We start from the raw sequence: 23741 nt of genomic DNA, 5'->3' as shown, positions 1-23741 counted from the left end.
TCTAGTTCACCGGAACGGCCAGACCTCGCGTCTGGCCGTTTTGTTTGGAACAAACAATCTTTGGAATGGGAAAATTGGCAGGCCCGCCAATTTTTTTGTGGCCAAATCACTCGCAAAGGACTAACGAGATAAGCCCATGGCCCGATATGTTTTCATCACTGGCGGCGTGGTTTCTTCCCTCGGAAAAGGCATCGCTGCTGCCGCTTTGGCGGCGCTTCTGCAGGCTCGTGGATACCGTGTGCGGATCCGCAAGCTCGACCCTTATCTCAACGTCGATCCCGGTACGATGTCGCCCTATCAGCACGGCGAAGTGTTCGTAACCGACGATGGTGCGGAAACCGACCTTGATCTTGGTCACTATGAGCGTTTCACGGGGCGTCCTGCCAACAAGCAGGACAACATCACCACCGGACGGATCTATCGCAACATCATCGAAAAGGAACGCCGCGGCGATTATCTCGGCGCGACAGTTCAGGTCATTCCGCATGTCACCGACGAGATCAAGAACTTCGTTGTCGAAGGCAATGAAGACTATGATTTCGTGCTGTGCGAGATCGGCGGCACGGTAGGCGACATTGAAGCCATGCCGTTCCTCGAAGCGATACGCCAGCTTGGCAACGATTTGCCGCGCGGTTCGGCCGTCTATATCCACTTGACGCTGATGCCCTATATTCCGGCTGCTGGTGAACTCAAGACCAAGCCAACGCAGCATTCGGTCAAGGAGTTGCGCTCGATCGGCATTGCGCCTGACATCCTGCTTATCCGCGCTGATCGGGAAATTCCCGAATCCGAGCGTCGCAAGCTGTCGTTGTTCTGTAATGTCCGCGCTTCGGCGGTTATTCAGGCGCTTGATGTCGAGACGATTTATGACGTGCCGATGGCGTATCACAAGGAAGGCCTCGATTCCGAGGTGCTGGCGGCCTTTGGCATCGATCCTGCCCCGAAACCACGGATGGAGCGCTGGGATGAAGTCAGCCAGCGCATCCACAATCCGGAAGGCGAAGTCACCATTGCCATCGTCGGCAAGTATACGGGCCTCAAGGACGCTTATAAATCGCTGATCGAGGCACTGCACCATGGCGGCATGGCAAACAAGGTGAAGGTGAATCTCGACTGGATCGAATCCGAGATTTTCGAACAGGAAGATCCGGCGCCCTATCTGCAGAAGGTTCACGGCATTCTCGTTCCCGGCGGTTTCGGCGAGCGCGGTTCGGAAGGCAAGATCCTCGCGGCAAAATTCGCACGCGAACGGAAGGTGCCTTATTTCGGCATCTGCTTCGGCATGCAGATGGCTGTGCTGGAAGCTGCACGGTCATTGGCCGGCGTCGAACATGCGTCGTCCACCGAGTTCGGCCCGACCAAGGAGCCGGTTGTCGGTCTGATGACCGAGTGGCTGAAGGGCAATATGCTTGAGAAACGCACGAAGGCCGGCGACCTCGGCGGTACGATGCGGCTTGGCGCCTATGAAGCGCTGTTGAAATCCGGCACGCGCATCGCCGACATTTACGGTTCGACCGATATTTCCGAGCGCCATCGCCATCGCTACGAGGTCAATATCGACTACAAGCAGAAGCTTGAGGATTGCGGTCTGGTGTTCTCCGGCATGTCGCCGGATGGTGTCCTGCCGGAGACGATCGAATATGCCGATCATCCCTGGTTCATCGGCGTCCAGTACCATCCGGAATTGAAGTCGCGCCCGTTCGAGCCGCACCCGCTGTTTGCGTCGTTCATCAACGCTGCCATGGCTCAAAGCCGGCTCGTTTGACCGCTGGAGGGGTATGACGTTGCATTGTTTTGAGGCATACCCATCACCATGACAACGCAGTCGCCGCGCACGCCCCACCCGGTCGACCACCTCGTGCTGCCGACTGCGGATCTCGATGTGGCGCGCGACCGCCTGGGCAAGCTCGGCTTTACCGTGGCTCCGGTCGGCAAGCACCCGTTCGGGACCGAGAATGTCTGCGTTTTCCTGGGCGACGATACGTTTCTCGAATTCCTTGCCATCGGCCAGCGCGAAGTCTGTGAGGCCGAGGCCAGGGCAGGCAACGTCTTTGTTGCGCGCGATCAGGCCTATCGGTTCCGTTGTGGCAATGAAGGCTTTTCGGCCCTCGTCATGGGAACGAGGAACGCAGAAGGCGATCACTCGGCTTTCGTGGAGGCTGGCATATCCGCAGGCGCAATCCTGAACTTCTCGCGCCCGTTCGTTACCCCGAACGGCAAGGAGGACCGGGCAAGCTTCAGGCTGGCATTTGCCGCCGACCTGCGTGCGCCGGATGCGTATTTCTTCACCTGCGAGCGCGTGAATACGCCAAATGCCGACCGCAGCCAGTTGCAGGCCCATGCGAATGGTGCCGTCAGCTTGCGCGAAGTTATCCTTTCTGAGGTAAATCCGACGGATTTCCAGTATCTCCTGCAGGAAGTCGTCAACCAGCGCGACGTCAATGCACACTCGTTCGGCATGGATTTGCGCGCAGCAAATGCCAACGTCAGCGTGCTTTCGCCGCAAGGATTGCATTCGTTCTTCGGCCTTGAAACACCGGGCGTCGAACGGGGCTTGCGCCTTCGGGCCTTCGTCGTTTGCGTTCGCGATCTCGTCGCCGTTGAATCGCTCCTTCGCAGCAACGATATACCCTTCGAACCGCGCGGCTCCCGCCTGATCGTGCACAAGGCACCAGGGCAGGGCGCCGCCATCGCATTTGAGGCAGTCTGATGACCCCGAACTCGACCGTTAAAGCTGGCAATGTGGCGTTTTCGAACGCGTCGCAGTTTTCACTCATTGCCGGTCCGTGCCAGATGGAGAGCCGCCAGCATGCTTTCGACATGGCGGGCACCCTCAAGGAGATCACAGGTAAGCTCGGTATCGGTCTTGTTTACAAGTCGAGCTTCGACAAGGCCAACCGCACGTCGCTTACCGGCAAGCGTGGTTTTGGGCTCGAGAACTCCTTGCCGGTCTTTGCCGACATCCGGAAGGAATTCGGCCTACCGACCTTGACAGACGTTCACACCGAAGAGCAATGCGCGATTCTCGGTGAAGTGGTGGACGTTCTGCAGATACCGGCCTTTCTTTGCCGTCAGACCGATCTTTTGATCGCGGCCGCAAAGACCGGCAAGGTCGTCAACATCAAGAAGGGCCAGTTTCTGGCGCCATGGGACATGAAGAATGTCGCGGCAAAGGTTACCGAGAGCGGTAATCCCAACGTCCTGCTGACCGAGCGTGGCGTTTCCTTTGGCTATAACACGCTTGTCTCCGACATGCGCTCGTTGCCGATCATGGCCGGTCTCGGCTCTCCCGTCATATTCGATGCCACGCACTCGGTGCAGCAGCCGGGCGGCCAAGGCGGATCTACAGGTGGCCAGCGCGAATTTGTAGAGACGCTGGCGCGCGCAGCAGTGGCAGTCGGCGTTGCCGGTGTCTTCATCGAGACCCATCAGGATCCGGATAACGCGCCCTCGGACGGCCCCAATATGGTGCCGATCGACCAGATGCCGAGACTTCTCGAAACACTGCTTGAATTCGATCGGATTGCCAAAAGGGCATAGGTAGCGGCGGAAGTTCCGTCCCGAGAAATTAACTTTTTATGCAACCCTCACGCGGGGTTGCTCATTACTCCTCCATGGCAGCTTCAAACAAGGAGGAAGAAATATGCCGACCAAATCCGGACATACTACAGCAATTCGCGCCACCCGTGTGATTGGTACGAACGTCTATAACGAAGCCAACGACAAGATCGGCGAGATCGAAGATGTGATGCTGGACAAGACGTCCGATAGCATCATGTTTGCGGTTATCGGCTTTGGAGGGTTCCTGGGAATGGGTGAAAAATACCATGCCGTTCCGTGGAAACTTCTGAACTACGACGAAAGCACCGGCGGCTATGTTGTCCCGTTTACCAAGGAGCAACTGACGCAGGCCCCGGCGCACACCATTTCGGAACTCTCCGAGAATGACGGTCGCCGCGTTCGCGACAACGCATTTTCTTATTACAAGGTCGACAGGGCAGCGTAATTCGCCCTGAGGCCAGCGCGAAAGGGTCGCCACCGGCGGCCCTTTTGTCTTTTTAGGCGACATTTCGTCCTGCTGGGGATTTTCCTTGTCATCTTCATTCGCTATCAGTGGCCCAGCCCAACGCTGCTCTGAGCTCATTGAAAGGGAATTCCATGACTGCAATTGTAGATATCATTGGCCGCGAAATCCTGGATAGTCGCGGGAATCCGACTGTTGAAGTCGATGTCATTCTCGAAGACGGGTCCAAGGGTCGTGCAGCCGTTCCCTCCGGCGCTTCCACCGGTGCGCACGAAGCAGTCGAACTGCGCGATGGTGGCAGTCGGTATCTCGGCAAGGGCGTTCAGAAGGCCGTGGATGCGGTCAATGGCGAACTCTTCGACGCTATCGGCGGTCTCGAGGCAGAGAACCAGATCCACATCGACCAGACCATGATCGATCTGGACGGCACGCCGAACAAGAGCCGTCTTGGCGCCAATGCCATCCTCGGCGTCTCGCTTGCTGTCGCCAAGGCTGCGGCGGAAGCGTCCGGCCTGCCGCTCTACCGTTATCTCGGCGGCCCGTCGGCTCATGTGCTTCCCGTGCCAATGATGAACATCATCAACGGCGGTGCTCATGCCGACAATCCGATCGACTTCCAGGAGTTCATGATCCTCCCCGTCGGCGCATCGTCGCTCGCCGAAGCCGTGCGCTACGGTTCGGAAGTGTTCCACACGCTGAAGAAGCGCCTGAAGGATGCTGGCCACAACACCAATGTCGGTGATGAAGGCGGCTTTGCGCCCAATCTCAAGACTGCCCAGGCTGCGCTCGACTTCATCGTCGAATCGATCGAGAAGGCCGGCTACAAGCCGGGCGAGGAAATCGCCATCGGTCTGGATTGCGCTTCGACCGAATTCTTCAAGGACGGCAACTACGTTTACGAAGGCGAGAAAAAGTCGCGCGATCCGAAAACACAGGCGAAGTATCTCGCCAAGCTCGTCGGCGACTATCCGATCATCACGATCGAAGATGGCATGGCCGAGGATGACTGGGAGGGCTGGAAATATCTGACCGACCTCGTCGGCAACAAGTGCCAGCTCGTCGGCGACGACCTGTTTGTGACCAACTCGGCACGTCTGCGTGATGGCATCAAGATGGGTGTCGCCAACTCGATCCTCGTCAAGGTCAACCAGATCGGCACTCTGTCCGAGACATTCGATGCGGTCGATACGGCGCACCGCGCGGGCTACACCTCCGTCATGTCGCACCGTTCCGGCGAAACCGAAGACTCGACAATTGCCGATCTTGCTGTCGCCACCAACTGCGGACAGATCAAGACCGGTTCGCTGGCACGCTCCGACCGGGTCGCGAAATACAACCAGCTCATCCGCATCGAGGAAGAACTCGGACCGCAGGCGCGCTATGCCGGCCGCGGCATCTTCCGCAACGCCTGACAGCAAACTGGCAAGACAACAGAAAATGGCGGGCCTGGTGTCCGCCATTTTGCTTTTCAAGGCTGGCGGTAAGACCCTGTTAAGCAAAACATCGTCTTATTGATTGCCAGAGATCGGGCATTGTCGCCTGATTCCGCAGCATTCGGACCGGCTTCCATGTGGACAAAACAAAGACGAAAAACGCGACGGGGAAGGTTGATCGTTCCGTTCCTGTCAGCGCTATTCTTCAGCTATTTCGGATTTCACGCCTATCACGGTGAATACGGTCTCTATTCGACCATCAAGCTGCAGGAGCAGACCAAGCTCCTGCAAGCTCAACTCGAGGCCGTGACCGCTTCGCGCACGGAGCTTGAACGACAGGTCCAACTTATGCATGATGGCACGATTGAGAAGGATATGTTGGACGAACAGGCTCGCAAGGCATTGAACATGTCCCGCCCGGACGAAGTCACCATAATGCGTGGCTCCGGCGATTTGGCTATTAACTGATTTCTAGTTAATAGCCGTTTTATGCTGTGTTTTTAACAGCTTATTTGCATAGCACTTATTCAATTCTGCATATTGTAACTTCTGCCCCTGCTGCTATTCTCTTGCGACCAAGTCACAGGGAGTGAGATATGGCTACGAGGGCGAAAAAAAGCCCTGCGCGTTCTGCGCAGACCTCTGCTGTTAAAGCACCAAAACCCATCCAGTTCACCAAGGAGCAAGAACTCGAAGCCTATCGCCAGATGCTGCTGATCCGCCGTTTCGAGGAAAAGGCCGGTCAGCTTTATGGCATGGGTTTCATCGGCGGTTTCTGTCACCTGTACATCGGCCAGGAAGCCGTTGTCACGGGCATGCAGATGGCCCTGAAGGAAGGTGACCAGGTCATCACCGGTTACCGCGATCACGGCCATATGCTTGCTTGCGGCATGAGTGCCCGCGGTGTCATGGCAGAATTGACCGGACGGCGCGGCGGCCTTTCCAAGGGCAAGGGCGGCTCGATGCATATGTTCTCCAAGGAGAAGCATTTCTACGGCGGCCACGGCATCGTCGGCGCGCAGGTTTCGCTGGGTACGGGTCTCGCCTTCGCCAATCGCTATCGCGACAATGGCAATGTCTCACTCGCCTACTTCGGCGACGGTGCGGCCAACCAGGGCCAGGTCTATGAAAGCTTCAACATGGCCTCGCTGTGGAAGCTGCCTGTCATCTATATCATCGAGAACAATCGCTACGCCATGGGCACCGCCGTATCGCGCGCCTCGGCTGAGACGGATTTCTCCAAGCGCGGTGTTTCGTTCAATATTCCGGGCATCCAGGTCGACGGCATGGATGTGCGCGCCGTCAACGCGGCTGCCGAGGAAGCAGCGGCCTTCGCGCGTTCGGGCAAGGGTCCGATCATTCTCGAGATGCAGACCTACCGGTATCGCGGCCACTCCATGTCGGATCCGGCAAAATACCGGTCGAAGGACGAAGTGCAGAAGATGCGCTCCGAGCACGATCCAATCGAGCAGGTGAAGAACCGGTTGATCGGCAATAACTGGTCCAGCGAGGACGATCTGAAGAAGATCGACAAGGACGTTCGCGACATCGTGGCCGACGCCGCCGATTTCGCCCAGTCCGATCCAGAGCCGGATCCGTCCGAGCTTTACACCGATATTCTGCTCTAAGGGGAGGCGCGACCAATGCCTGTAGATATTCTTATGCCCGCGCTCTCGCCGACAATGGAAGAGGGCAAACTGTCCAAGTGGTTGAAAAAGGAAGGCGACAAGGTCACTTCCGGTGATGTGCTTGCCGAGATCGAGACCGACAAGGCGACGATGGAAGTCGAGGCCGTCGATGAAGGCACGATCGGCAAGATCGTCGTTCCGGAAGGCACCGACAACGTAAAGGTAAACTCTGTGATCGCCGTCTTGCTGGGCGATGGCGAGAGCGCCGATGCCGCCAGTGCGCCGAAGGCCGCGCCCGAGGCGCCGCCGCAAGCAGCCGAAGCTCCGAAGGCAGAGGCAGCGGCCGACCAGGCTCCCGCCTCGGTCCCTGCCGCTCCCAAGTCCGACGTCGCGGCCGACCCCGACATTCCGGCCGGCACCGAAATGGTTTCGACCACGGTGCGCGAAGCATTGCGCGACGCGATGGCTGAAGAAATGCGCCGCGACCCGAATGTCTTCATCATGGGTGAGGAAGTTGCCGAATACCAGGGCGCCTACAAGATCACCCAGGGCCTGCTCGACGAGTTCGGCCCGCGCCGCGTTGTTGACACGCCGATCACCGAACACGGCTTTGCCGGCGTCGGCGTCGGTGCTGCAATGACCGGGCTGCGTCCGATCGTCGAATTCATGACTTTCAACTTCGCCATGCAGGCGATCGACCAGATCATCAATTCGGCGGCAAAGACGCTCTATATGTCGGGCGGCCAGATGGGTGCGCCGATGGTCTTCCGCGGACCGAGCGGCGCCGCCGCCCGTGTCGCTGCCCAGCACTCGCAGTGCTACGCCGCGTGGTACAGCCACATTCCGGGCCTCAAGGTCGTGATGCCCTATACGGCCGCCGACGCCAAGGGTCTGCTCAAGGCGGCGATCCGCGATCCCAACCCGGTGATCTTCCTGGAGAACGAGATCCTTTACGGCCATTCGTTCGACGTGCCCAAGCTTGACGATTTCGTCCTGCCGATCGGCAAGGCCCGCATTCACAAGAAGGGCAATGACGTTACGCTCGTCTCGTTCGGCATTGGCATGAACTACACCGTCAAGGCCGCCGAGGAGCTTGCCAAGCTCGGCATCGACGCCGAGATCATTGATCTGCGCACGATCCGCCCGATGGATATGCCGACGGTGATCGAATCGGTGAAGAAGACCGGGCGTTGCGTCACGATCGAGGAAGGCTATCCGCAATCCTCCGTCGGCACGGAAATTGCCACACGCGTCATGCAGCAGGCCTTCGACTATCTCGATGCGCCGGTTCTCACCGTCGCCGGCAAGGACGTGCCTATGCCCTATGCGGCAAACCTTGAAAAGCTGGCGCTGCCAAGCGTCAAGGAAATCATCGATGCCGTCAAAGCTGTGACCTACACGGCTTAAGGGGAGGAAACCGATATGCCGATCAATATCACCATGCCGGCGCTCTCTCCCACGATGGAAGAGGGCAACCTCGCCAAATGGCTCGTCAAGGAAGGCGACAAGGTTGGTCCCGGCGATGTCATCGCCGAGATTGAGACCGACAAGGCGACGATGGAAGTCGAGGCTGTCGATGAGGGCACAGTCGCCAAGATCGTCGTTCCCGCCGGTACCGAAGGCGTAAAGGTCAATGCGCTCATCGCCATCCTTGCGGGTGAGGGCGAGGATGCCGCCACAGCCGCAAAGGCCGATGGTGCGGCGCCCAAGGCGGAAGCGCCAAAGGAAGAGAAGAAGGCGGAGGTCGCGCCTGCTCCAAGGGTGGACGCCGCTCCTGCACCGGCGGCGCCAGCCGCATCAGCCGCGCCTGCCGCATCTGGTGCACCTGCCAAGTCGGGTGACCGGCCCTTCTCGTCGCCGCTTGCACGGCGCATCGCCAAGGAAGCAGGCATCGATCTGTCCGGCGTCACCGGCTCCGGTCCGCATGGGCGCGTGGTCAAAAAGGACGTCGAAGCTGCCATCTCGGGCGGCGGCGCAAAGCCCGCGGCGGCGGCTCCAGCTTCCGCTGCAGCCCCGGCGCCAGCAGCGGCCAAGCCAATGTCCGACGATGCCGTGCTAAAGCTCTTCGAGCAAGGCTCTTACGAACTCGTGCCGCATGACGGCATGCGCAAGACCATTGCCAAACGCCTGCTCGAGGCAAAGACGACGGTCCCGCATTTCTACCTGACCATCGACTGCGAACTCGACGCGCTGCTTGCGCTTCGGGCGCAGATCAACACGGCTTCGCCAATGATCAAGACCGAAAAGGGCGACGTTCCCGCCTACAAGCTTTCGGTCAATGACATGATCATCAAGGCCATGGCGTTGGCGTTGCGCGACGTTCCCGAAGCGAATGTTTCTTGGACAGACGCGAATATGGTCAAGCACAAGCATTCCGACGTTGGCGTTGCCGTTTCCATACCAGGCGGCCTGATCACCCCGATCATTCGCAAGGCCGAGCAGAAGACGCTCTCGACGATTTCCAACGAAATGAAGGATCTCGCCAAGCGCGCCCGCGACCGCAAGCTGAAGCCCGAAGAATATCAGGGCGGCACCACGGCCGTGTCCAATCTCGGCATGTTCGGCGTCAAGGATTTCGCCGCGATCATCAACCCGCCGCACGCAACCATTCTTGCGGTTGGAGCGGGCGAGGAGCGGGCGGTCGTTCGCAAGGGCGAAATCAAGATCGCGACAATCATGTCGGTGACCTTGTCTACCGACCATCGCGCGGTTGACGGTGCGCTTGGAGCCGAACTTGCACAAGCCTTCAAGCGGCACATCGAAAATCCGATGGGCATGCTGGTCTGAGCAACGCGATGAAAACCGTCCTCTGCTATGGCGATTCGTTGACCTGGGGCTATCGCCCCGACGGCTCGGGTCGACATGCACGCAAGGACCGGTGGCCGGAGGTCTTGCAGGCTGAACTTGGCGAAGCTGTGCACGTGATCAGCGATGGCCTGAACGGGCGAACGACGGCGTTCGACGATCACCTTTCGGGCTTTGAGCGCAACGCTGCCAAGACGCTGACGACGGCGCTTGGCACGCATTCTCCGCTCGATCTGGTCATCATGATGCTCGGCACCAACGACATGAAGCATATACTCTGCGGCGACGCCTACGGCGCCAAGCGGGGGATGCAGCGGCTGATCGAGATCGTTCGCACGGCGCCCTATCAGTTCGACACCAAGGCGCCGGCTGTTCTGATCATGTCGCCGCCGCCATTCGGCGCCAACGAATGGAGTGAATTCAGGCTGATCTTCGAGGGCGGTGCTGAACAGTCGCACCTGCTTGCAGAATTCTACCGTGACGCGGCGGAGCTTGCCCGTTGCGCGTTCTTCGATGCCGGCTCGGTCGCCGCAACGTCAAGCATTGATGGCATTCATCTTGATGCCGAAAACACCAGGGCGATCGGAAAAGCCGTCGCTCCCATCGTTCGAGACATATTCGATCTCTAATCCAGGAGGACCAAGGTCTTGGCCAATAATTACGACGTGATCATCATTGGTTCTGGCCCCGGCGGCTATGTCACCGCGATCCGCTCCGCGCAGCTCGGATTCAAAACCGCCATCGTCGAGCGCGAGCATCTTGGCGGCATCTGCCTCAATTGGGGATGCATACCGACGAAGGCTCTGCTGCGCTCGGCGGAGATCTTCCATTACGGCCAACATCCCAAGGATTACGGCCTGACGATCGAAGGCAAGATCTCGGCCGACATCAAGGCCGTCGTTCAGCGTTCGCGCGGCGTCTCTGCGCGTCTTAACGGCGGCGTCGGCTTCCTGATGAAGAAGAACAAGGTGGACGTGATCTGGGGCGAAGCGAAGCTCACAAAGCCCGGCGAAATCGTGGTCTCCAAGTCTTCGAAGAAGCCCATGGAGCCGCAAAATCCGGTGCCCAAGAATACGCTTGGCGAAGGTACTTATTCGGCTAAGCACATCATAATTGCCACCGGCGCACGCCCGCGTGCATTGCCCGGCATCGAGCCGGACGGCAAGCTGATCTGGACCTATTTTGAAGCTATGGTCCCGCCGGAAATGCCGAAATCCCTGGTCGTTATGGGATCTGGAGCCATCGGCATCGAGTTCGCCTCGTTCTACCGGACCATGGGAGCGGATGTGACTGTGGTCGAGCTTCTGCCGACAGTCATGCCTGTCGAGGATGCCGAAATCTCCGCCTTCGCCCGCAAGCAGTTCGAAAAGCAGGGCATGAAGATCATCACCGATGCCAAGGTGACCAAGGTCGAAAAGGCAGCCAATTCCATCACCGCCCATGTCGAAACCAAGGACGGCAAGGTCGAGAAGATCACGGCAGAACGGCTGATTTCCGCCGTTGGTGTCCAGGGTAACATCGAGAATCTCGGCCTGGAGGCGCTTGGCATCAAGACGGATCGCGGCTGCATCGTATCCGACGGCTACGGCAAGACCAATGTACCCGGCGTTTATGCGATCGGCGACGTCGCCGGCCCGCCCATGCTCGCGCACAAGGCCGAGCACGAGGGCGTTATCTGCGTCGAGAAGATCGCCAATGTTCCGGGCGTCCATGCGCTCGAGAAGGACAAGATCCCGGGCTGCACTTACTGCCAGCCGCAAGTGGCGTCGGTGGGGCTGACGGAAGCGAAAGCCAAGGAAGGCGGGCGCGAAATCCGCGTCGGGCGGTTCCAGTTCGCTGCGAACGGCAAGGCGATCGCGCTCGGCGAAGACCAGGGATTGGTAAAGACGATCTTTGACAAGAAGACCGGCCAGCTGATCGGCGCCCACATGGTCGGCGCGGAGGTGACGGAACTCATTCAGGGCTTCGTCATCGCCATGAACCTCGAGACTACGGAAGAAGAGCTGATGCACACCATATTCCCGCATCCGACTCTGTCCGAGATGATGAAGGAAAGTGTACTCGACGCCTATGGTCGTGTGCTGAACGCCTAAAGGAACGATGAGCGATTGAACATCATCGACAGCAGGCCCTGGACCAGTCTTGCATGGGCGGTCCTCAAATGGTCGACCATTATCGGCCTGCTGGTCGGCTTCGTGCCGTCTGCCTTGAGTCTTTTGTCGGGTAACACCATATCGGTGAGTGGGACGGCAATCGGCGGGTGGACTGGGGTCTGGGTTATCACGCTTGCGTGCGGCTTGGGCGGGTTTCTTTTCGGTGCTATATGGGCTCTGGTGCTGCGCGCCGTTGCCATCGCATCCGGGCGCTAGCGGGAGAAGAATATGGATCAGCCAGTCGGTATCATGGGCATGCCCGGTGTGGGTTTCTTTGGAATGCTGGTCATCGGCTTCATTGCCGGTTATATCGCCGAAAAGGCGATGAACCGCGATCACGGATTGCTCACCAACATTCTCGTCGGTATTGCCGGTTCTTTCGTCGGCGGCACGCTGGCCAGCCTTCTGAATTTCCAGTTCTACGGATTTCTGGGAAATCTGATCGTCGCCACCGTCGGGGCAATTCTCATTCTGTGGATTTTTGGCAAGGCCAGGACCGCGAACTAGGAAGACATAATGGTAACGGTACTCGACACGATCGACCAGAAGCGGCGCCTTCGCCACCCGGAGAAAGCGCATCGCCCGGATTCGGAGGTCCTGAAAAAACCCGACTGGATCAGGGTCAAGGCGCCCGTGTCGAAGGGATATTCGGAGACGCGCGATATTGTTCGCTCGCACAACCTGGTTACGGTTTGCGAAGAAGCCGGCTGCCCGAACATCGGCGAATGCTGGGACAAGAAACACGCGACGTTCATGATCATGGGCGAAATCTGCACCCGCGCCTGCGCGTTCTGCAATGTCGCCACGGGCCTGCCGACCGCTCTCGATGTGCACGAACCGGAGAATGTGGGCAAGGCAGTCAAGAAGATGGGCCTTTCTCACGTCGTCATCACGTCGGTGGATCGTGACGATCTGCCGGACGGCGGCGCCCAGCATTTTGCCGACGTGATCCATGCGATCCGCCGCATTTCGCCCGGAACGACAATCGAAATCCTCACGCCCGATTTCCTGCGCAAGGAGGGAGCGCTCGAGATCGTTGTCGCTGCCCGTCCCGATGTCTTCAACCACAACCTCGAAACCGTGCCGTCCAATTATCTGAAGGTTCGGCCGGGTGCGCGTTATTTCCATTCCATCCGACTGTTGCAGCGGGTCAAGGAACTTGACCCGACCATCTTCACCAAGTCGGGCATCATGGTCGGGCTTGGCGAGGAGCGTAACGAGGTCCTGCAGCTTATGGACGACCTGCGTAGCGCCGACGTCGATTTCATGACGATCGGCCAGTATCTCCAGCCGACGCGCAAGCACCATCCAGTGCTGAATTATGTGACGCCGGACGAATTCAAGTCCTATGCGACGATCGCCAAGACCAAAGGTTTTCTCGTTGTTGCGTCGAGCCCATTGACCCGCTCGTCGCACCACGCCGGCGAAGATTTTGCACGATTGAGGGCTGCACGCGAGGCGATGCACGCAAATCGCAGCTGATGCCGAAATTCGAGACGAGCCGTCCTGTCGTCCACCGCGCCGAGGAGATGTTCGATCTCGTCGCGGACGTGGAGACGTATCCGCAGTTTCTGCCCATGTGCGAGAGCCTCAAGGTGCGTTCACGTAAGGAAAGCCACGGCAAGACCCTGCTCATTGCCGATATGACGGTGGGTTACAAGCTCATCCGTGAGACCTTCACCAGCCAGGTTCTCCTCAAACCGCAGGAAAAGGTGATCCTCACCAAATATATTGACGGACCGTTCCGCTATCTCGACAACCGCTGGCAGTTCATTCCGGCGGAAAACCCGGAACATTCCGTCGTCAAATTCTACATCGATTATGAATTCAAGAGCCGCACGCTCGGTTTCGTCATGGGATCCATGTTCGATATCGCCTTCCGAAAATTCACGGAAGCATTTGAAAAGCGTGCCGATGCGATCTATGGCAGGAATGTATAGTCGCCTGAGTGCATGAAGGTAATCTGCTATGCAGCACGAAGATCCGGAATATCAAGTTCAAATCGGCACGCCCTCGGTAGAGGATTATCGCAGGCTGCGCGACATTGCCGGCCTGAGCTCGAAGAGCCAGGAGGCGGCGGAGCGCGGCCTTCCGAACACCGTTTATGCGGCAACCGTTCAATATCAGTCGAACGCGGTCGCCATGGGTCGAATAATCGGCGATGGCGGATGTTTCTTTCAGGTGGTGGACATTGCCGTCGATCCCGCGCATCAGGGCAAGGGCCTTGGCAAGATCATTGTTTCGCGGCTTGTTGATTACCTGCAGGCGGAAGCCCCGGACGGTGCCTATGTCAGCCTTATCGCCGATGGTCCCGCAAAATATCTTTACGCTAAGTTCGGGTTCAGGCCGGTAATGCCCGAGTCGATCGGCATGGCCATCGAGATCAGGCGCCCGTCCGAATACGAAATGTAGAGCGTCTCTTGCCAGGCAAAAAACGCTCAGTCGCATAGAGCCTTAATGACCATGTCCAGCGCGGTGTTCACGGCTGCGAGCCGGATCGAAGCGCGCCCGCCATCGGCAAAAACGTGCCGCTCCGCTATTGGCGGCTTTCCCTTGAGTGCAAGGCCGAACCAGACCAGCCCGACCGGCTTTTCCGCTGATCCTCCACCCGGACCCGCGACTCCCGTTACGGCAACCGCGATGCCGGCGCTGGAATGGGCGAGAGCGCCTTCCGCCATGGCGAGCGCCACTTCTTGCGACACTGCGCCGTGCGCCGCGATTACACCTGCAGGCACGCCGACCATGTCCTGCTTGGCCTCGTTCGAATAAGTCACGAAACCGCGGTCGACAACGTCCGAAGAGCCGGCAATGTCGGTCAGCGCGGCCGCGATCATGCCGCCCGTGCAGGATTCTGCCGTGGCTAGCAGAATGCCCTTGCGGCGGCAGGCTTCGAGCACTGCAATTGCCTTTGCCTCGGCAATCAGTCCGCTCATTCCGGCAATCCTCCTGGATAGATCACAGAAGCCGTTGCTATGGCGGCGATACCCTCCTGCCTGCCAATAAAGCCAAGTTTTTCGTTGGTCGTCGCTTTGATCGAAATGCGATCCGGCGAAATGCCGAGCATAGTCGAGAGTGCCGCCGTCATCGCCTCGCGATGAGGGCCCACTTTCGGTGCCTCGCAGATGAGGGTGATATCGGCATTGGCGATCCTGCCGCCTGCTTCCCTGACGATCTTGACGGCATGTTCGACGAAGATGTGCGAGGCCGCGCCCTTCCATTGAGGATCCGACGGCGGAAAGTGCGTTCCAATGTCGCCGGCGCCACGTGTGGCCAGCAGAGCGTCGGTCAGCGCGTGCAGGGCGACGTCGGCATCTGAATGACCTGAAAGCTTGCGGTCATGGGCGATAAATACGCCTGCAAGCATGACGCCGTTTCCCGGCTCGAATGCGTGCACGTCGTAACCGTTGCCGGTGCGTACATCCGGAAAAGCGGAATGCTGCTTGGTCAAGCGTTCGTCAGCCATTTCGATATCCTTCGCCCAGGTCAACTTTGTGTTGTCGGCCGATCCTTCCACGATCCGGACGGGCAGGCCATGCCATTCGGCAATTGCGGAATCATCGGTAAAATCCGACCGTCCGACGGCAAAGGCGGCGTCGTGGGCGGCGAGGATCGGAAGAAACGGGAAGGCCTGCGGGGTCTGCGCGGCGTAAAGACCGGCGCGCGGCACGGTGGCACTGACCATCGCATCATTGCCCGCAGCCTTGAGTGTGTCCGAAACGGCAAGCACCGGCAGAACGCCGATATGCGGTGTCAGATTGAAGACAACCCGTTCCAGCAGATCAGCCGAAATGAACGGACGAACGCCGTCGTGAATGAGGACATGATCCGGGGAAATGTCCTTGAGAGCCAAAAGTCCAAGGCGTGTCGACTCCTGGCGCGTCGGGCCGCCGGTGACGGCAACGACATGGCCGGCCCGATCGCCGAGCGCCTGCGTGAACAGCGTGTCGTCTTCCTTGTGGATGACGACAATGACGTCATCGATCAGCGGGCATTCGAGAAACGCACGCAATGTATGCGCAAGAACGGCCTCGCCGCCGATCTTGCGATACTGCTTCGGTCCTTCAACGCTTTGGCCGGCACGTTCTCCGCGCCCGGCCGCGACGATGACGGCTGCGACCCGCGCCTGCTTGTTTTCAGTCTTTCCCGCCACATGTCTCTCCGTAATGGCAACTCCGTTACCCTTTGCAACGGCGAAAGGCCAGAGAATTGAATCGCCACAATGTCAAAATAGGAGCAACAAACGCCGCACTTTGCCTTGCGAAGAGGCACGATCCTGTCTAAAGCATAGGCTATTATGAAACTGCATACGAAACAGGCAAAATCGCGGGTTGAATTGGCGGACGCACTGCACGTTGGCGGGGTCGTTCTGCGCAATCGCGTGTTCCTTGCGCCGATGTCCGGTGTGTCGGATCTGCCCTTTCGCCAGCTCGCCTGGCAGGCGGGGGCCGGCATGGTCGTTTCCGAAATGGTCGCAAGCGCCGAGCTCTGCACCCGCGAGCGCGGCAATTTGCTGCGTCTAAAGGGCGACGGGCTCGGGACTCATGTCGTGCAGATCGCCGGACGTGAGCCAAGGTGGATGGCCGAGGCCGCGCGGATCGCTGAAAGCGAGGGTGCGCATATCGTTGACATCAATATGGGCTGTCCGGCAAGAAAGGTAACAGGCGGTCTTTCAGGATCCGCGCTGATGCGCGATCTCGACCACGCCATGACATTGATCGAGGCGACGATCGGCGCCGTCCGCGTTCCTGTGACGCTGAAAATGCGCCTTGGCTGGGACGATGCAACGATCAACGCGCCGGAACTCGCGGCAAGGGCCGAGCAGGCCGGCGTCAAGATGGTGACCGTCCATGGACGGACGCGTTGCCAATTCTATGAGGGCAGGGCGGATTGGCATGCCATTCGCGCGGTCAAGGAAGCTGTATCGATACCGCTTGTGGCCAATGGCGATGTCCTGAATCGTGACGATGCGGAGGCGATTCTCGCAGCATCCGGAGCCGATGCCGTGATGGTAGGGCGCGGATCCTACGGTCACCCATGGCTTCCAGGCAGTATCGTCAATGGAAAGGGTGCGGAGAGCGAGATCATCGCCGACTATGCGGTTGCGCATTATGAGGCGATGCTCGCCCATTACGGCGAGACCACCGGCAGCCGGCATGCGCGCAAGCATCTTGGCTGGTATCTCGACCGTCATGGCTTTGACATCACCGCGAATGAACGCGGTGCGATCATGACGGAAACCAATCCCGGTCACGTTTCGCGCCTTTTATATGCTGCGCTTTCGCGCGGTGGCTCCACAGACATGAAGAAAGTTGCCTGATGACCCCAGCAGACAAGTCGGTGCTCGAAGACAAGCTGGCCGGCATCGTTCTCAATTCGATCCGCCATCCGGTGATCATGCTCGATGAAGCCGGGTACATTTCCTATGCCAATGCCGACGCCGAGGCTTTCTTTCGTTCCAGTGCAAGCATTCTCAGCCGCAATACACTGGACATGCTGTTGCCCTTCGGCAGCCCGCTTCTCGCGCTGGTCAAGCAGGTCCGCGAAAACCCGTCGCCGGTCAATGAATACCGCGTTGACGTTTCATCGCCGCGCCTCGGACAGGAACGCATTGTCGATCTCTACGTGACTCCGGTCAGTGAAGCTCCTGGATCGATCGTGATCCTGTTCAAGGAACGCTCCATGGCGGAGAAGCTCGACCGGCAGATGACCCATCGCGGCGCAGCGCGATCCGTCACAGGGCTCGCATCGATGCTGGCGCATGAAATCAAGAACCCGTTGTCCGGTATTCGCGGTGCGGCTCAGTTGCTGGAAACGGGGCTGAACGATGATGACCGCGCGCTGACGCGCCTCATTACCGATGAAACCGACCGGATTGTCTCGCTCGTCGACCGGATGGAAGTGTTCTCCGATGAGCGGCCCATTGAGCGCGAGGCCGTCAATATTCACGTTGTCCTCGATCACGTGAAGGCGATTGCGAAAAACGGGTTCGCCAGCCACATCAAGTTCCACGAGGACTATGATCCCTCGCTGCCTTATGTCTTTGCCAATCGGGACCAGCTCGTTCAGATTTTCCTCAACCTCGTCAAGAATGCCGCGGAGTCGATCGGCCCCAACGAGCCGGGCGAGATCACTCTCTCGACCGCGTTCCGTCCCGGCATTCGTCTTTCGGTCCCGGGCATGCGCAACCGCGTCTCGCTGCCACTCGAATTCACGGTGCAGGACACAGGCCCCGGCGTTTCGCCCGATATCATGCCGCATCTCTTTGACCCGTTCGTGACGACCAAGCCCAATGGCTCCGGCCTTGGCCTGGCGCTTGTGGCCAAGATCGTCGGCGACCATGGCGGCGTTATCGAATGCGATTCGGTCCCGCGCAAGACGACGTTTCGCATTCTTATGCCTGCATGGGACAGCGGCTCTGCCGACGGAACGCATGCAGATGAAAATCCTTATTCCAATAAAGCAGGATCCTGATCATGAGTTTGGGCAGCATTCTCGTTGCAGATGACGACGCGGCGATCAGGACGGTCCTCAATCAGGCGCTTTCGCGGGCCGGTTACGATGTTCGCATCACCTCCAACGCGGCGACGCTATGGCGCTGGATATCGGCTGGCGATGGCGACCTCGTCATCACCGATGTGGTGATGCCGGACGAAAACGCCTTCGATCTCCTGCCGCGCATCAAGAAATCGCGCCCCGATCTTCCCGTCATTGTCATGAGCGCACAAAACACGTTCATGACAGCCATCCGGGCCTCGGAGGCGGGCGCTTACGAATATCTGCCGAAGCCGTTCGATCTCACCGAACTCGTCAGCATTGTCGGCCGCGCGCTTGCTGAACCGAAAAAGAAGCCCGAAAAATGGCATGGCGAAGAGCAGCCCGATACGATGCCGCTCGTCGGTCGCTCACCCGCAATGCAGGATATCTACCGTGTCCTCGCCCGCATGATGCAGACCGACCTGACGGTCATGATCTCGGGCGAGTCCGGTACGGGCAAGGAACTCGTCGCGCGCGCTTTGCATGAGTATGGCCGGCGCCGCAAGGGGCCCTTCGTTGCGATCAACATGGCAGCTATTCCGCGCGACCTGATTGAATCCGAACTGTTCGGTCATGAGCGCGGCGCCTTTACCGGCGCACAGAACCGGTCAAGCGGTCGCTTCGAACAGGCCGATGGCGGCACGCTGTTCCTCGATGAGATCGGCGACATGCCCATGGAGGCGCAGACCCGGCTCTTGCGTGTTCTGCAACAGGGCGAATACATGACGGTGGGCGGCCGCACGCCGATCAAGACCGATGTGCGCATCGTTGCTGCAACCAACAAGGATCTCAGGACCCTGATCAATCAGGGACTATTCCGGGAAGATCTCTACTATCGGCTCAACGTCGTGCCGCTGCGCCTGCCGCCACTGCGCGAGCGTGGGGAGGACATTCCCGATCTCGTCCGCCACTTCTTCAAGCTGGCGGCGAAGGACGGTCTGCCCGAAAAGCGGATCACCGCCGACGGTCTAGACCTGATGCGTCGCTATCCCTGGGCCGGAAACGTACGCGAACTCGAAAACCTCGTGCGCCGTCTCGCCGCTCTCTATCCGCAGGACGAAATTAATGCGGACGTGATCGAATCCGAGCTGAAGGCCGACCTTCGGCCGGCAGAATCGGCTCCAACGGCGATTGCGAATGAAGAATTGACCATCAGCCAGGCGGTCGAACTGAACATGCAGCGCTATTTCATGTCCTACGGCGACAAGCTTCCGCCTGCCGGCCTCTACCAGCGCGTGCTGGAGGAAATGGAATATCCGCTGATCCTTTCCTGCCTCACGGCGACGCATGGCAACCAGATCAAGGCGGCGGAACTGCTGGGTCTCAATCGCAACACGCTGCGCAAGAAAATTCGCGAACTCGGCGTCAATATCTACAAGAGCAGCAAGAGCGACCGCTGAGAACAGAAAAACCCGGAAAGCTAAAATTGTAGAGAGTGGAATAGACCGTTCTTAACAGGACTGTGCGCATAGTAACCATCGAAAATCCCGTAATCATTGCTGCTTCAAGAAGGCAGCGGGCGGAATATGGAGGTCTATCGTGTTCAGCTTTGCGGAACGTTTGATTCTGTTCAATCAGTACGAAATCCTGAAGAAACTCGACCCTGACAAGTCGAGCCTTTACGGCCGGCACCAGGAAGTTGTCGAACGCGGTTTCGAGGATCTTTACCAGGAACTTGGCATAACCGAGGAAACTGTCAGTGCCGCAGCTGCGCAGGAGATGAACGATATACTCGGGCTTTTCCGCGCAATCCGCGGGTCGAGCGTCGCAGCCGGCAACACCAATCCGGACAAGAGCAAGTTTGTCGGATTTGGCGCCGCTCAGCCGCACGAACAGTTTGCCTATGCGGACTTCCTTGCCAAGATTCTCAATTTCCCGCAGGAAATCTCGCGAAGCGCCGACAATCAGCCTGAGGCGCAACTCGACCAGTACCGGAAGATGCTAAGGCGCTGGGACGAAATCGGCAGAAAGCGAGAGCTAACCGCCGACCAGATCGAGCATCTCGTCGCCTGATGTTCAGGTTCAGCTCAACGCGCCGATATAGTTGAGCTTACCGACCTGAAGGCCGTTGTGGCGCAGGATGTCATAGGCGGTCGTCACGTGAAAATAGAAGTTCGGCAGCGCGAACTTCTGCACATACTCCTCGCCGCTCAAGGTCACCTTGAGCTGGCCGGCACTGAGAGCCACGTCCTTGGTCTCCGCGCCATCGAGCGCACCGGCATCCACGCTTTCAAGGAAAGCCACGGTCTTGGCAATACGCTCGCGCAGGTCTGCAAGGCTCGCCTCTTCATCGGCGAATTTCGGAATTTCAAGTGTCGTCAACCGGCCGATCGTCGCCTTGGCCGTGTCGCTTGCCCGCTGGATCTGTCCGGCAAGTGACAGCATGTCCGGGGCGAGCCGCGCATTGACGAGCACGGTGGGGTTGATCTTCTTCTCCTCGGCGTATGCTTCGGCTTTTTCGATCAGACTGGCGAGAACCGCGAAACCGCGTAGATAGGCCGGGACCGATATCGTGTACATATTAAGTGCCATAGGGCGCTCCTTGAGGCATTGGCAGACGTGGCGACATTGCTTGCTGCCAAACGCAAATACGCCGATGGGTTTCGATTTCAAGAGCACTCTACTGCAATGCTCTAAAACGTCCGCATATAGTTATCGTGGCGAACCTTGGTGTCGCTGGTCGCGTGGACGATACGGTTCCGGCCCTGGTTCTTGGCTGCATAAAGGCATGTATCGGCCGCGATGAGGGCCGTCTCCAGCGATTGACCAGGCTCGTGGATGGCGATGCCAACACTGACCGTTACCTCCAGATCCTTGATCTGCAGTAGCTGAGATATGTTGCGGACGCCGGTCAATATTTTCTGTGACAGCCAGTCCGCGCGACCAAAATCCGCGTCCTTCAGGAATACCGCGAACTCCTCGCCGCCGAAGCGGGCTGCAAAATCACCCTTGCTGATGACCGTCTGCATCAAATGCCCGATTTCGCGCAGGACCCGGTCGCCGACCGCGTGTCCATGGCGATCGTTGATCGTTTTGAAGTAGTCGGCATCGATGTAGAGCAGGGCGCCTGCACTCAGGTTCTGGGCGGAGCCTTCGATCAGACGCTCGACTTGCAGGTAGAATTCGTTGCGGTTCGCAAGACCGGTAAGGTCATCCATGCGGGCAGCAAGATCGCGTTCGATCGCTATCTGCTTCAACCGAAAATTCAGGCCGATGAGAAACGCTCCAAGCGGAACGCTGACAATCACGACAATGAACGTGGTGACGAGAAGCACCGTCGAAAGGCGGTCGAGCCCGATCGCGAGGAAAAAGACTGCGGCAAGAAGGTCGGCCGATATAACGGCCATACCAACCATAATCGCGATCTGCTTGATCGGAGAATAGTCGCCAAATTTGGTCATCCAGAGATCGTAGGTAGTCATAGCAATTCGCCGCACGCTTAGGACCAAAGGACAGTACAGCGCAAAGCTATGAAAAATATTCTTTGCTAATGCTGCAAATTTTAATTGCCCTGGCATTTCCTCGAAACGTGGGGCGAGGGCCCCACGCGCCACATCTCGTTCAAGGCGAAGATCAAAGCTCCATAAATGATTCGAAGCCGCCGTAGATCATGCGCTTGCCGTCGAAAGGCATGTTGTCCATGTCGCCCTTGAGGCGCGGGTCCTCCATGACCTTGGCATTGATCTCATCCCGCTTTTCGCGGGATTCATAGGTAATCCAAGAAAATACGACCGTTTCATCATCTTTGGCCTGAACGGCACGCGGGAAGGAGGTAAGTTCCCCGTAAGGGACATCGTCGGCCAAGCATTCAACATAGGAAAGCGCGCCATATTCCATCCAGACATCGCCCGCTTTACGGGCCAGTTCCTTGTATTCTTCGATTCTGTCCTTAGGCACTGCGACCAGGAAACCGTCAACATAAGGCATGTCTTCCTCCGGTGAGTTTGAACATTGCTAGCGATACAAGACTACACGTTGAGTTGGCGTTTGCGAAACACGCATGGAAATTTTTCAAATCGGACACGCCGAGGCCTGCCTGCGCAATTCGTGTTTTGGATTGACAAGCCTATATGAAAAAAGGTCCATGACGGTGGAAACCGAAGCAGTGAGAAGCTTCGATTTCCGAGAAGAACAGAATGCCCCAACGCGAGTGAAAACCATGTCCGCCATCAATCTCGCCATCGTAGGCGTTGGCAAGATCGTCAACGACCAACATCTTCCATCAATCGCCAGGAATCCCGATTTCAAGCTCGTTGCCACGGCAAGCCGCAACGGCACCGTTGAGGGTATCGACGCCTATAAGACGATCGACGCCATGCTCGACGCGGTGCCGACGATCGACGCCGTATCGCTGTGCATGCCACCGCAATTTCGCTACGAGGCTGCGCACAAGGCACTCGCGGCAGGAAAGCATGTGTTCCTTGAAAAGCCGCCTGGCGCCACTCTCTCGGAAGTTGCAGACCTTGAAGCCACGGCTGCGGCGAAGCGCCTGTCTTTATTTGCAAGCTGGCATTCGCGCTATGCTCCGGCCGTAGAAGCGGCCAAGGCATTTCTTGCTGCAACCAGGATCACCAGCGTTCAGGTAAACTGGAAAGAGGACGTGCGCCATTGGCACCCCAACCAGGCATGGATCTGGCAGGCGGGCGGACTTGGCGTTTTCGACCCCGGAATCAATGCGCTGTCGATCGTGACCCATATTCTCCCACGCGCGGCATTTCTGACCAGCTCTACGCTTGAATTTCCTGAGAATTGCGACGCACCCATCGCTGCCGACCTGCAGTTCAAGGACGCGGACAATCTGCCGATCCACGCGGTTTTCGACTGGCGGCAGACCGGAAAGCAGACGTGGGACATCGTCGCCGAGACCGAGGCTGGCACAATGGTGCTCTCGGAAGGCGGCGCGAAGCTTTCCATCAATGGCGAACTCACATTCGCCGAGCCTGAACAGGAATATGCGCAGCTCTACCGCCGCTTTGCCGAAATCATCAAGGCTGGGCAATCGGATGTCGATCTATCGCCGCTGCGGCACGTGGCCGACGCCTTCCTGCTCGGCAAAAGGAAGATTGTTGAGGCTTTTTACGACTGAGTGGCTGGCAACCAACTGCGCCTCTAAAAGCAACCGCCGCAATAGGCCTGCGACATCCAATTCCCGGCGCACATCGAT

General features: G+C 58.4%; 26 protein-coding genes. 21 read left to right on the top strand and 5 right to left on the bottom strand.

Annotated features, from left to right (window positions below; translation table 11 throughout):
- Nucleotides 1-136: 136 nt before the first annotated feature.
- The 16 genes from BR48_RS0122235 to BR48_RS0122160 all read left to right on the top strand — a co-directional run bounded on the left by BR48_RS0122235 (nucleotide 137) and on the right by BR48_RS0122160 (nucleotide 14455).
- Entirely contained in the window at nucleotides 137-1765 is a 1629-nt protein-coding gene (locus BR48_RS0122235; protein WP_027233323.1) for a CTP synthase, read from the top strand.
- Nucleotides 1766-1813: 48 nt separating this feature from the next.
- On the top strand, nucleotides 1814-2710 hold the full coding sequence (locus BR48_RS0122230; protein WP_027233322.1) for a VOC family protein: 897 nt from the start codon (nucleotides 1814-1816) through the stop codon (nucleotides 2708-2710).
- Nucleotides 2707-3540 carry a 3-deoxy-8-phosphooctulonate synthase gene (kdsA, locus tag BR48_RS0122225; RefSeq protein WP_027233321.1) on the top strand — a complete coding sequence of 278 codons (834 nt, stop codon included), beginning with the start codon at nucleotides 2707-2709 and terminating at the stop codon, nucleotides 3538-3540. Before BR48_RS0122230 ends, kdsA begins: the two co-directional genes overlap by 4 nt.
- A gap of 103 nt (nucleotides 3541-3643) precedes the next feature.
- Entirely contained in the window at nucleotides 3644-4006 is a 363-nt protein-coding gene (locus BR48_RS0122220) for a PRC-barrel domain-containing protein (RefSeq protein WP_027233320.1), read from the top strand.
- A gap of 152 nt (nucleotides 4007-4158) precedes the next feature.
- Nucleotides 4159-5436: a phosphopyruvate hydratase gene (gene eno, locus BR48_RS0122215; protein WP_027233319.1), complete on the top strand. Its 1278-nt coding sequence runs from the start codon at nucleotides 4159-4161 to the stop codon at nucleotides 5434-5436.
- 156 nt (nucleotides 5437-5592) lie between these two features.
- Nucleotides 5593-5925, top strand: a complete 333-nt coding sequence (locus BR48_RS0122210; RefSeq protein ID WP_027233318.1) for a septum formation initiator family protein — start codon at nucleotides 5593-5595, stop codon at nucleotides 5923-5925.
- A 128-nt stretch (nucleotides 5926-6053) separates the two neighbouring features.
- A complete protein-coding gene (gene pdhA, locus BR48_RS0122205; protein WP_027233317.1) occupies nucleotides 6054-7085 on the top strand; it encodes a pyruvate dehydrogenase (acetyl-transferring) E1 component subunit alpha in 1032 nt (343 codons plus the stop codon).
- A 15-nt stretch (nucleotides 7086-7100) separates the two neighbouring features.
- Nucleotides 7101-8492 carry a pyruvate dehydrogenase complex E1 component subunit beta gene (locus tag BR48_RS0122200; protein ID WP_027233316.1) on the top strand — a complete coding sequence of 464 codons (1392 nt, stop codon included), beginning with the start codon at nucleotides 7101-7103 and terminating at the stop codon, nucleotides 8490-8492.
- A 15-nt stretch (nucleotides 8493-8507) separates the two neighbouring features.
- On the top strand, nucleotides 8508-9872 hold the full coding sequence (locus BR48_RS0122195) for a pyruvate dehydrogenase complex dihydrolipoamide acetyltransferase (protein WP_027233315.1): 1365 nt from the start codon (nucleotides 8508-8510) through the stop codon (nucleotides 9870-9872).
- Between the two features lie 8 nt (nucleotides 9873-9880).
- Nucleotides 9881-10519, top strand: a complete 639-nt coding sequence (locus BR48_RS0122190; RefSeq protein ID WP_027233314.1) for an SGNH/GDSL hydrolase family protein — start codon at nucleotides 9881-9883, stop codon at nucleotides 10517-10519.
- A gap of 18 nt (nucleotides 10520-10537) precedes the next feature.
- The gene (gene lpdA, locus BR48_RS0122185; RefSeq protein ID WP_027233313.1) at nucleotides 10538-11983 is read left to right on the top strand and encodes a dihydrolipoyl dehydrogenase; all 1446 of its coding nucleotides are present in this window, start codon (nucleotides 10538-10540) and stop codon (nucleotides 11981-11983) included.
- Nucleotides 11984-12061: 78 nt separating this feature from the next.
- Nucleotides 12062-12259, top strand: coding sequence for a hypothetical protein (locus BR48_RS0122180; RefSeq protein ID WP_027233312.1), 198 nt, complete (start codon nucleotides 12062-12064; stop codon nucleotides 12257-12259).
- Nucleotides 12260-12271: 12 nt separating this feature from the next.
- Nucleotides 12272-12550: a GlsB/YeaQ/YmgE family stress response membrane protein gene (locus BR48_RS0122175; protein ID WP_027233311.1), complete on the top strand. Its 279-nt coding sequence runs from the start codon at nucleotides 12272-12274 to the stop codon at nucleotides 12548-12550.
- A 9-nt stretch (nucleotides 12551-12559) separates the two neighbouring features.
- A complete protein-coding gene (gene lipA, locus BR48_RS0122170; RefSeq protein ID WP_027233310.1) occupies nucleotides 12560-13525 on the top strand; it encodes a lipoyl synthase in 966 nt (321 codons plus the stop codon).
- The gene (locus BR48_RS0122165) at nucleotides 13525-13983 is read left to right on the top strand and encodes a type II toxin-antitoxin system RatA family toxin (protein WP_027233309.1); all 459 of its coding nucleotides are present in this window, start codon (nucleotides 13525-13527) and stop codon (nucleotides 13981-13983) included. The genes lipA and BR48_RS0122165 overlap by 1 nt, the downstream gene beginning before the upstream one ends.
- 28 nt (nucleotides 13984-14011) lie before the next feature.
- Nucleotides 14012-14455 carry a GNAT family N-acetyltransferase gene (locus BR48_RS0122160; protein WP_027233308.1) on the top strand — a complete coding sequence of 148 codons (444 nt, stop codon included), beginning with the start codon at nucleotides 14012-14014 and terminating at the stop codon, nucleotides 14453-14455.
- A gap of 26 nt (nucleotides 14456-14481) precedes the next feature.
- On the opposite strand, the gene BR48_RS0122155 is transcribed toward BR48_RS0122160, so the two are convergent.
- Both BR48_RS0122155 and BR48_RS0122150 read right to left on the bottom strand, forming a co-directional pair.
- On the bottom strand, nucleotides 14482-14976 hold the full coding sequence (locus tag BR48_RS0122155; protein ID WP_027233307.1) for a nicotinamide-nucleotide amidohydrolase family protein: 495 nt from the start codon (nucleotides 14974-14976) through the stop codon (nucleotides 14482-14484).
- Complete coding sequence (locus tag BR48_RS0122150) at nucleotides 14973-16193, bottom strand: bifunctional 2-C-methyl-D-erythritol 4-phosphate cytidylyltransferase/2-C-methyl-D-erythritol 2,4-cyclodiphosphate synthase (RefSeq protein WP_027233306.1); 1221 nt, start codon at nucleotides 16191-16193, stop codon at nucleotides 14973-14975. The genes BR48_RS0122155 and BR48_RS0122150 overlap by 4 nt, the downstream gene beginning before the upstream one ends.
- Nucleotides 16194-16337: 144 nt before the next feature.
- Between BR48_RS0122150 and dusB the strand changes: the two genes are divergently transcribed.
- From dusB to BR48_RS0122130, 4 genes are all read left to right on the top strand, one after another.
- Complete coding sequence (dusB, locus tag BR48_RS0122145; protein ID WP_051615387.1) at nucleotides 16338-17360, top strand: tRNA dihydrouridine synthase DusB; 1023 nt, start codon at nucleotides 16338-16340, stop codon at nucleotides 17358-17360.
- Nucleotides 17360-18514 carry a nitrogen regulation protein NR(II) gene (locus BR48_RS0122140; RefSeq protein ID WP_051615385.1) on the top strand — a complete coding sequence of 385 codons (1155 nt, stop codon included), beginning with the start codon at nucleotides 17360-17362 and terminating at the stop codon, nucleotides 18512-18514. The genes dusB and BR48_RS0122140 overlap by 1 nt, the downstream gene beginning before the upstream one ends.
- A gap of 2 nt (nucleotides 18515-18516) precedes the next feature.
- The gene (gene ntrC / locus BR48_RS0122135; RefSeq protein ID WP_027233303.1) at nucleotides 18517-19977 is read left to right on the top strand and encodes a nitrogen regulation protein NR(I); all 1461 of its coding nucleotides are present in this window, start codon (nucleotides 18517-18519) and stop codon (nucleotides 19975-19977) included.
- 139 nt (nucleotides 19978-20116) lie between these two features.
- Nucleotides 20117-20590, top strand: coding sequence for a YfbU family protein (locus BR48_RS0122130; RefSeq protein WP_027233302.1), 474 nt, complete (start codon nucleotides 20117-20119; stop codon nucleotides 20588-20590).
- Between the two features lie 9 nt (nucleotides 20591-20599).
- Here BR48_RS0122130 and BR48_RS0122125 read toward each other — a convergent pair whose 3' ends face one another.
- The 3 genes from BR48_RS0122125 to BR48_RS0122115 all read right to left on the bottom strand — a co-directional run bounded on the left by BR48_RS0122125 (nucleotide 20600) and on the right by BR48_RS0122115 (nucleotide 22504).
- A complete protein-coding gene (locus BR48_RS0122125; RefSeq protein ID WP_027233301.1) occupies nucleotides 20600-21109 on the bottom strand; it encodes a DUF1993 domain-containing protein in 510 nt (169 codons plus the stop codon).
- Between the two features lie 101 nt (nucleotides 21110-21210).
- Nucleotides 21211-21999 carry a GGDEF domain-containing protein gene (locus BR48_RS25620; protein WP_051615384.1) on the bottom strand — a complete coding sequence of 263 codons (789 nt, stop codon included), beginning with the start codon at nucleotides 21997-21999 and terminating at the stop codon, nucleotides 21211-21213.
- 151 nt (nucleotides 22000-22150) lie between these two features.
- On the bottom strand, nucleotides 22151-22504 hold the full coding sequence (locus BR48_RS0122115) for a DUF1428 family protein (protein ID WP_027233300.1): 354 nt from the start codon (nucleotides 22502-22504) through the stop codon (nucleotides 22151-22153).
- A 232-nt stretch (nucleotides 22505-22736) separates the two neighbouring features.
- Between BR48_RS0122115 and BR48_RS0122110 the strand changes: the two genes are divergently transcribed.
- Complete coding sequence (locus tag BR48_RS0122110) at nucleotides 22737-23663, top strand: Gfo/Idh/MocA family oxidoreductase (protein WP_027233299.1); 927 nt, start codon at nucleotides 22737-22739, stop codon at nucleotides 23661-23663.
- Nucleotides 23664-23741 lie beyond the last annotated feature (78 nt).

It is taken from the genome of Phyllobacterium sp. UNC302MFCol5.2, assembly GCF_000686005.1.
Lineage (GTDB): Bacteria > Pseudomonadota > Alphaproteobacteria > Rhizobiales > Rhizobiaceae > Phyllobacterium > Phyllobacterium pellucidum.
Note: the sequence above shows the minus strand (reverse complement) of the source record. Positions and strands in the feature narration are given on the sequence as shown.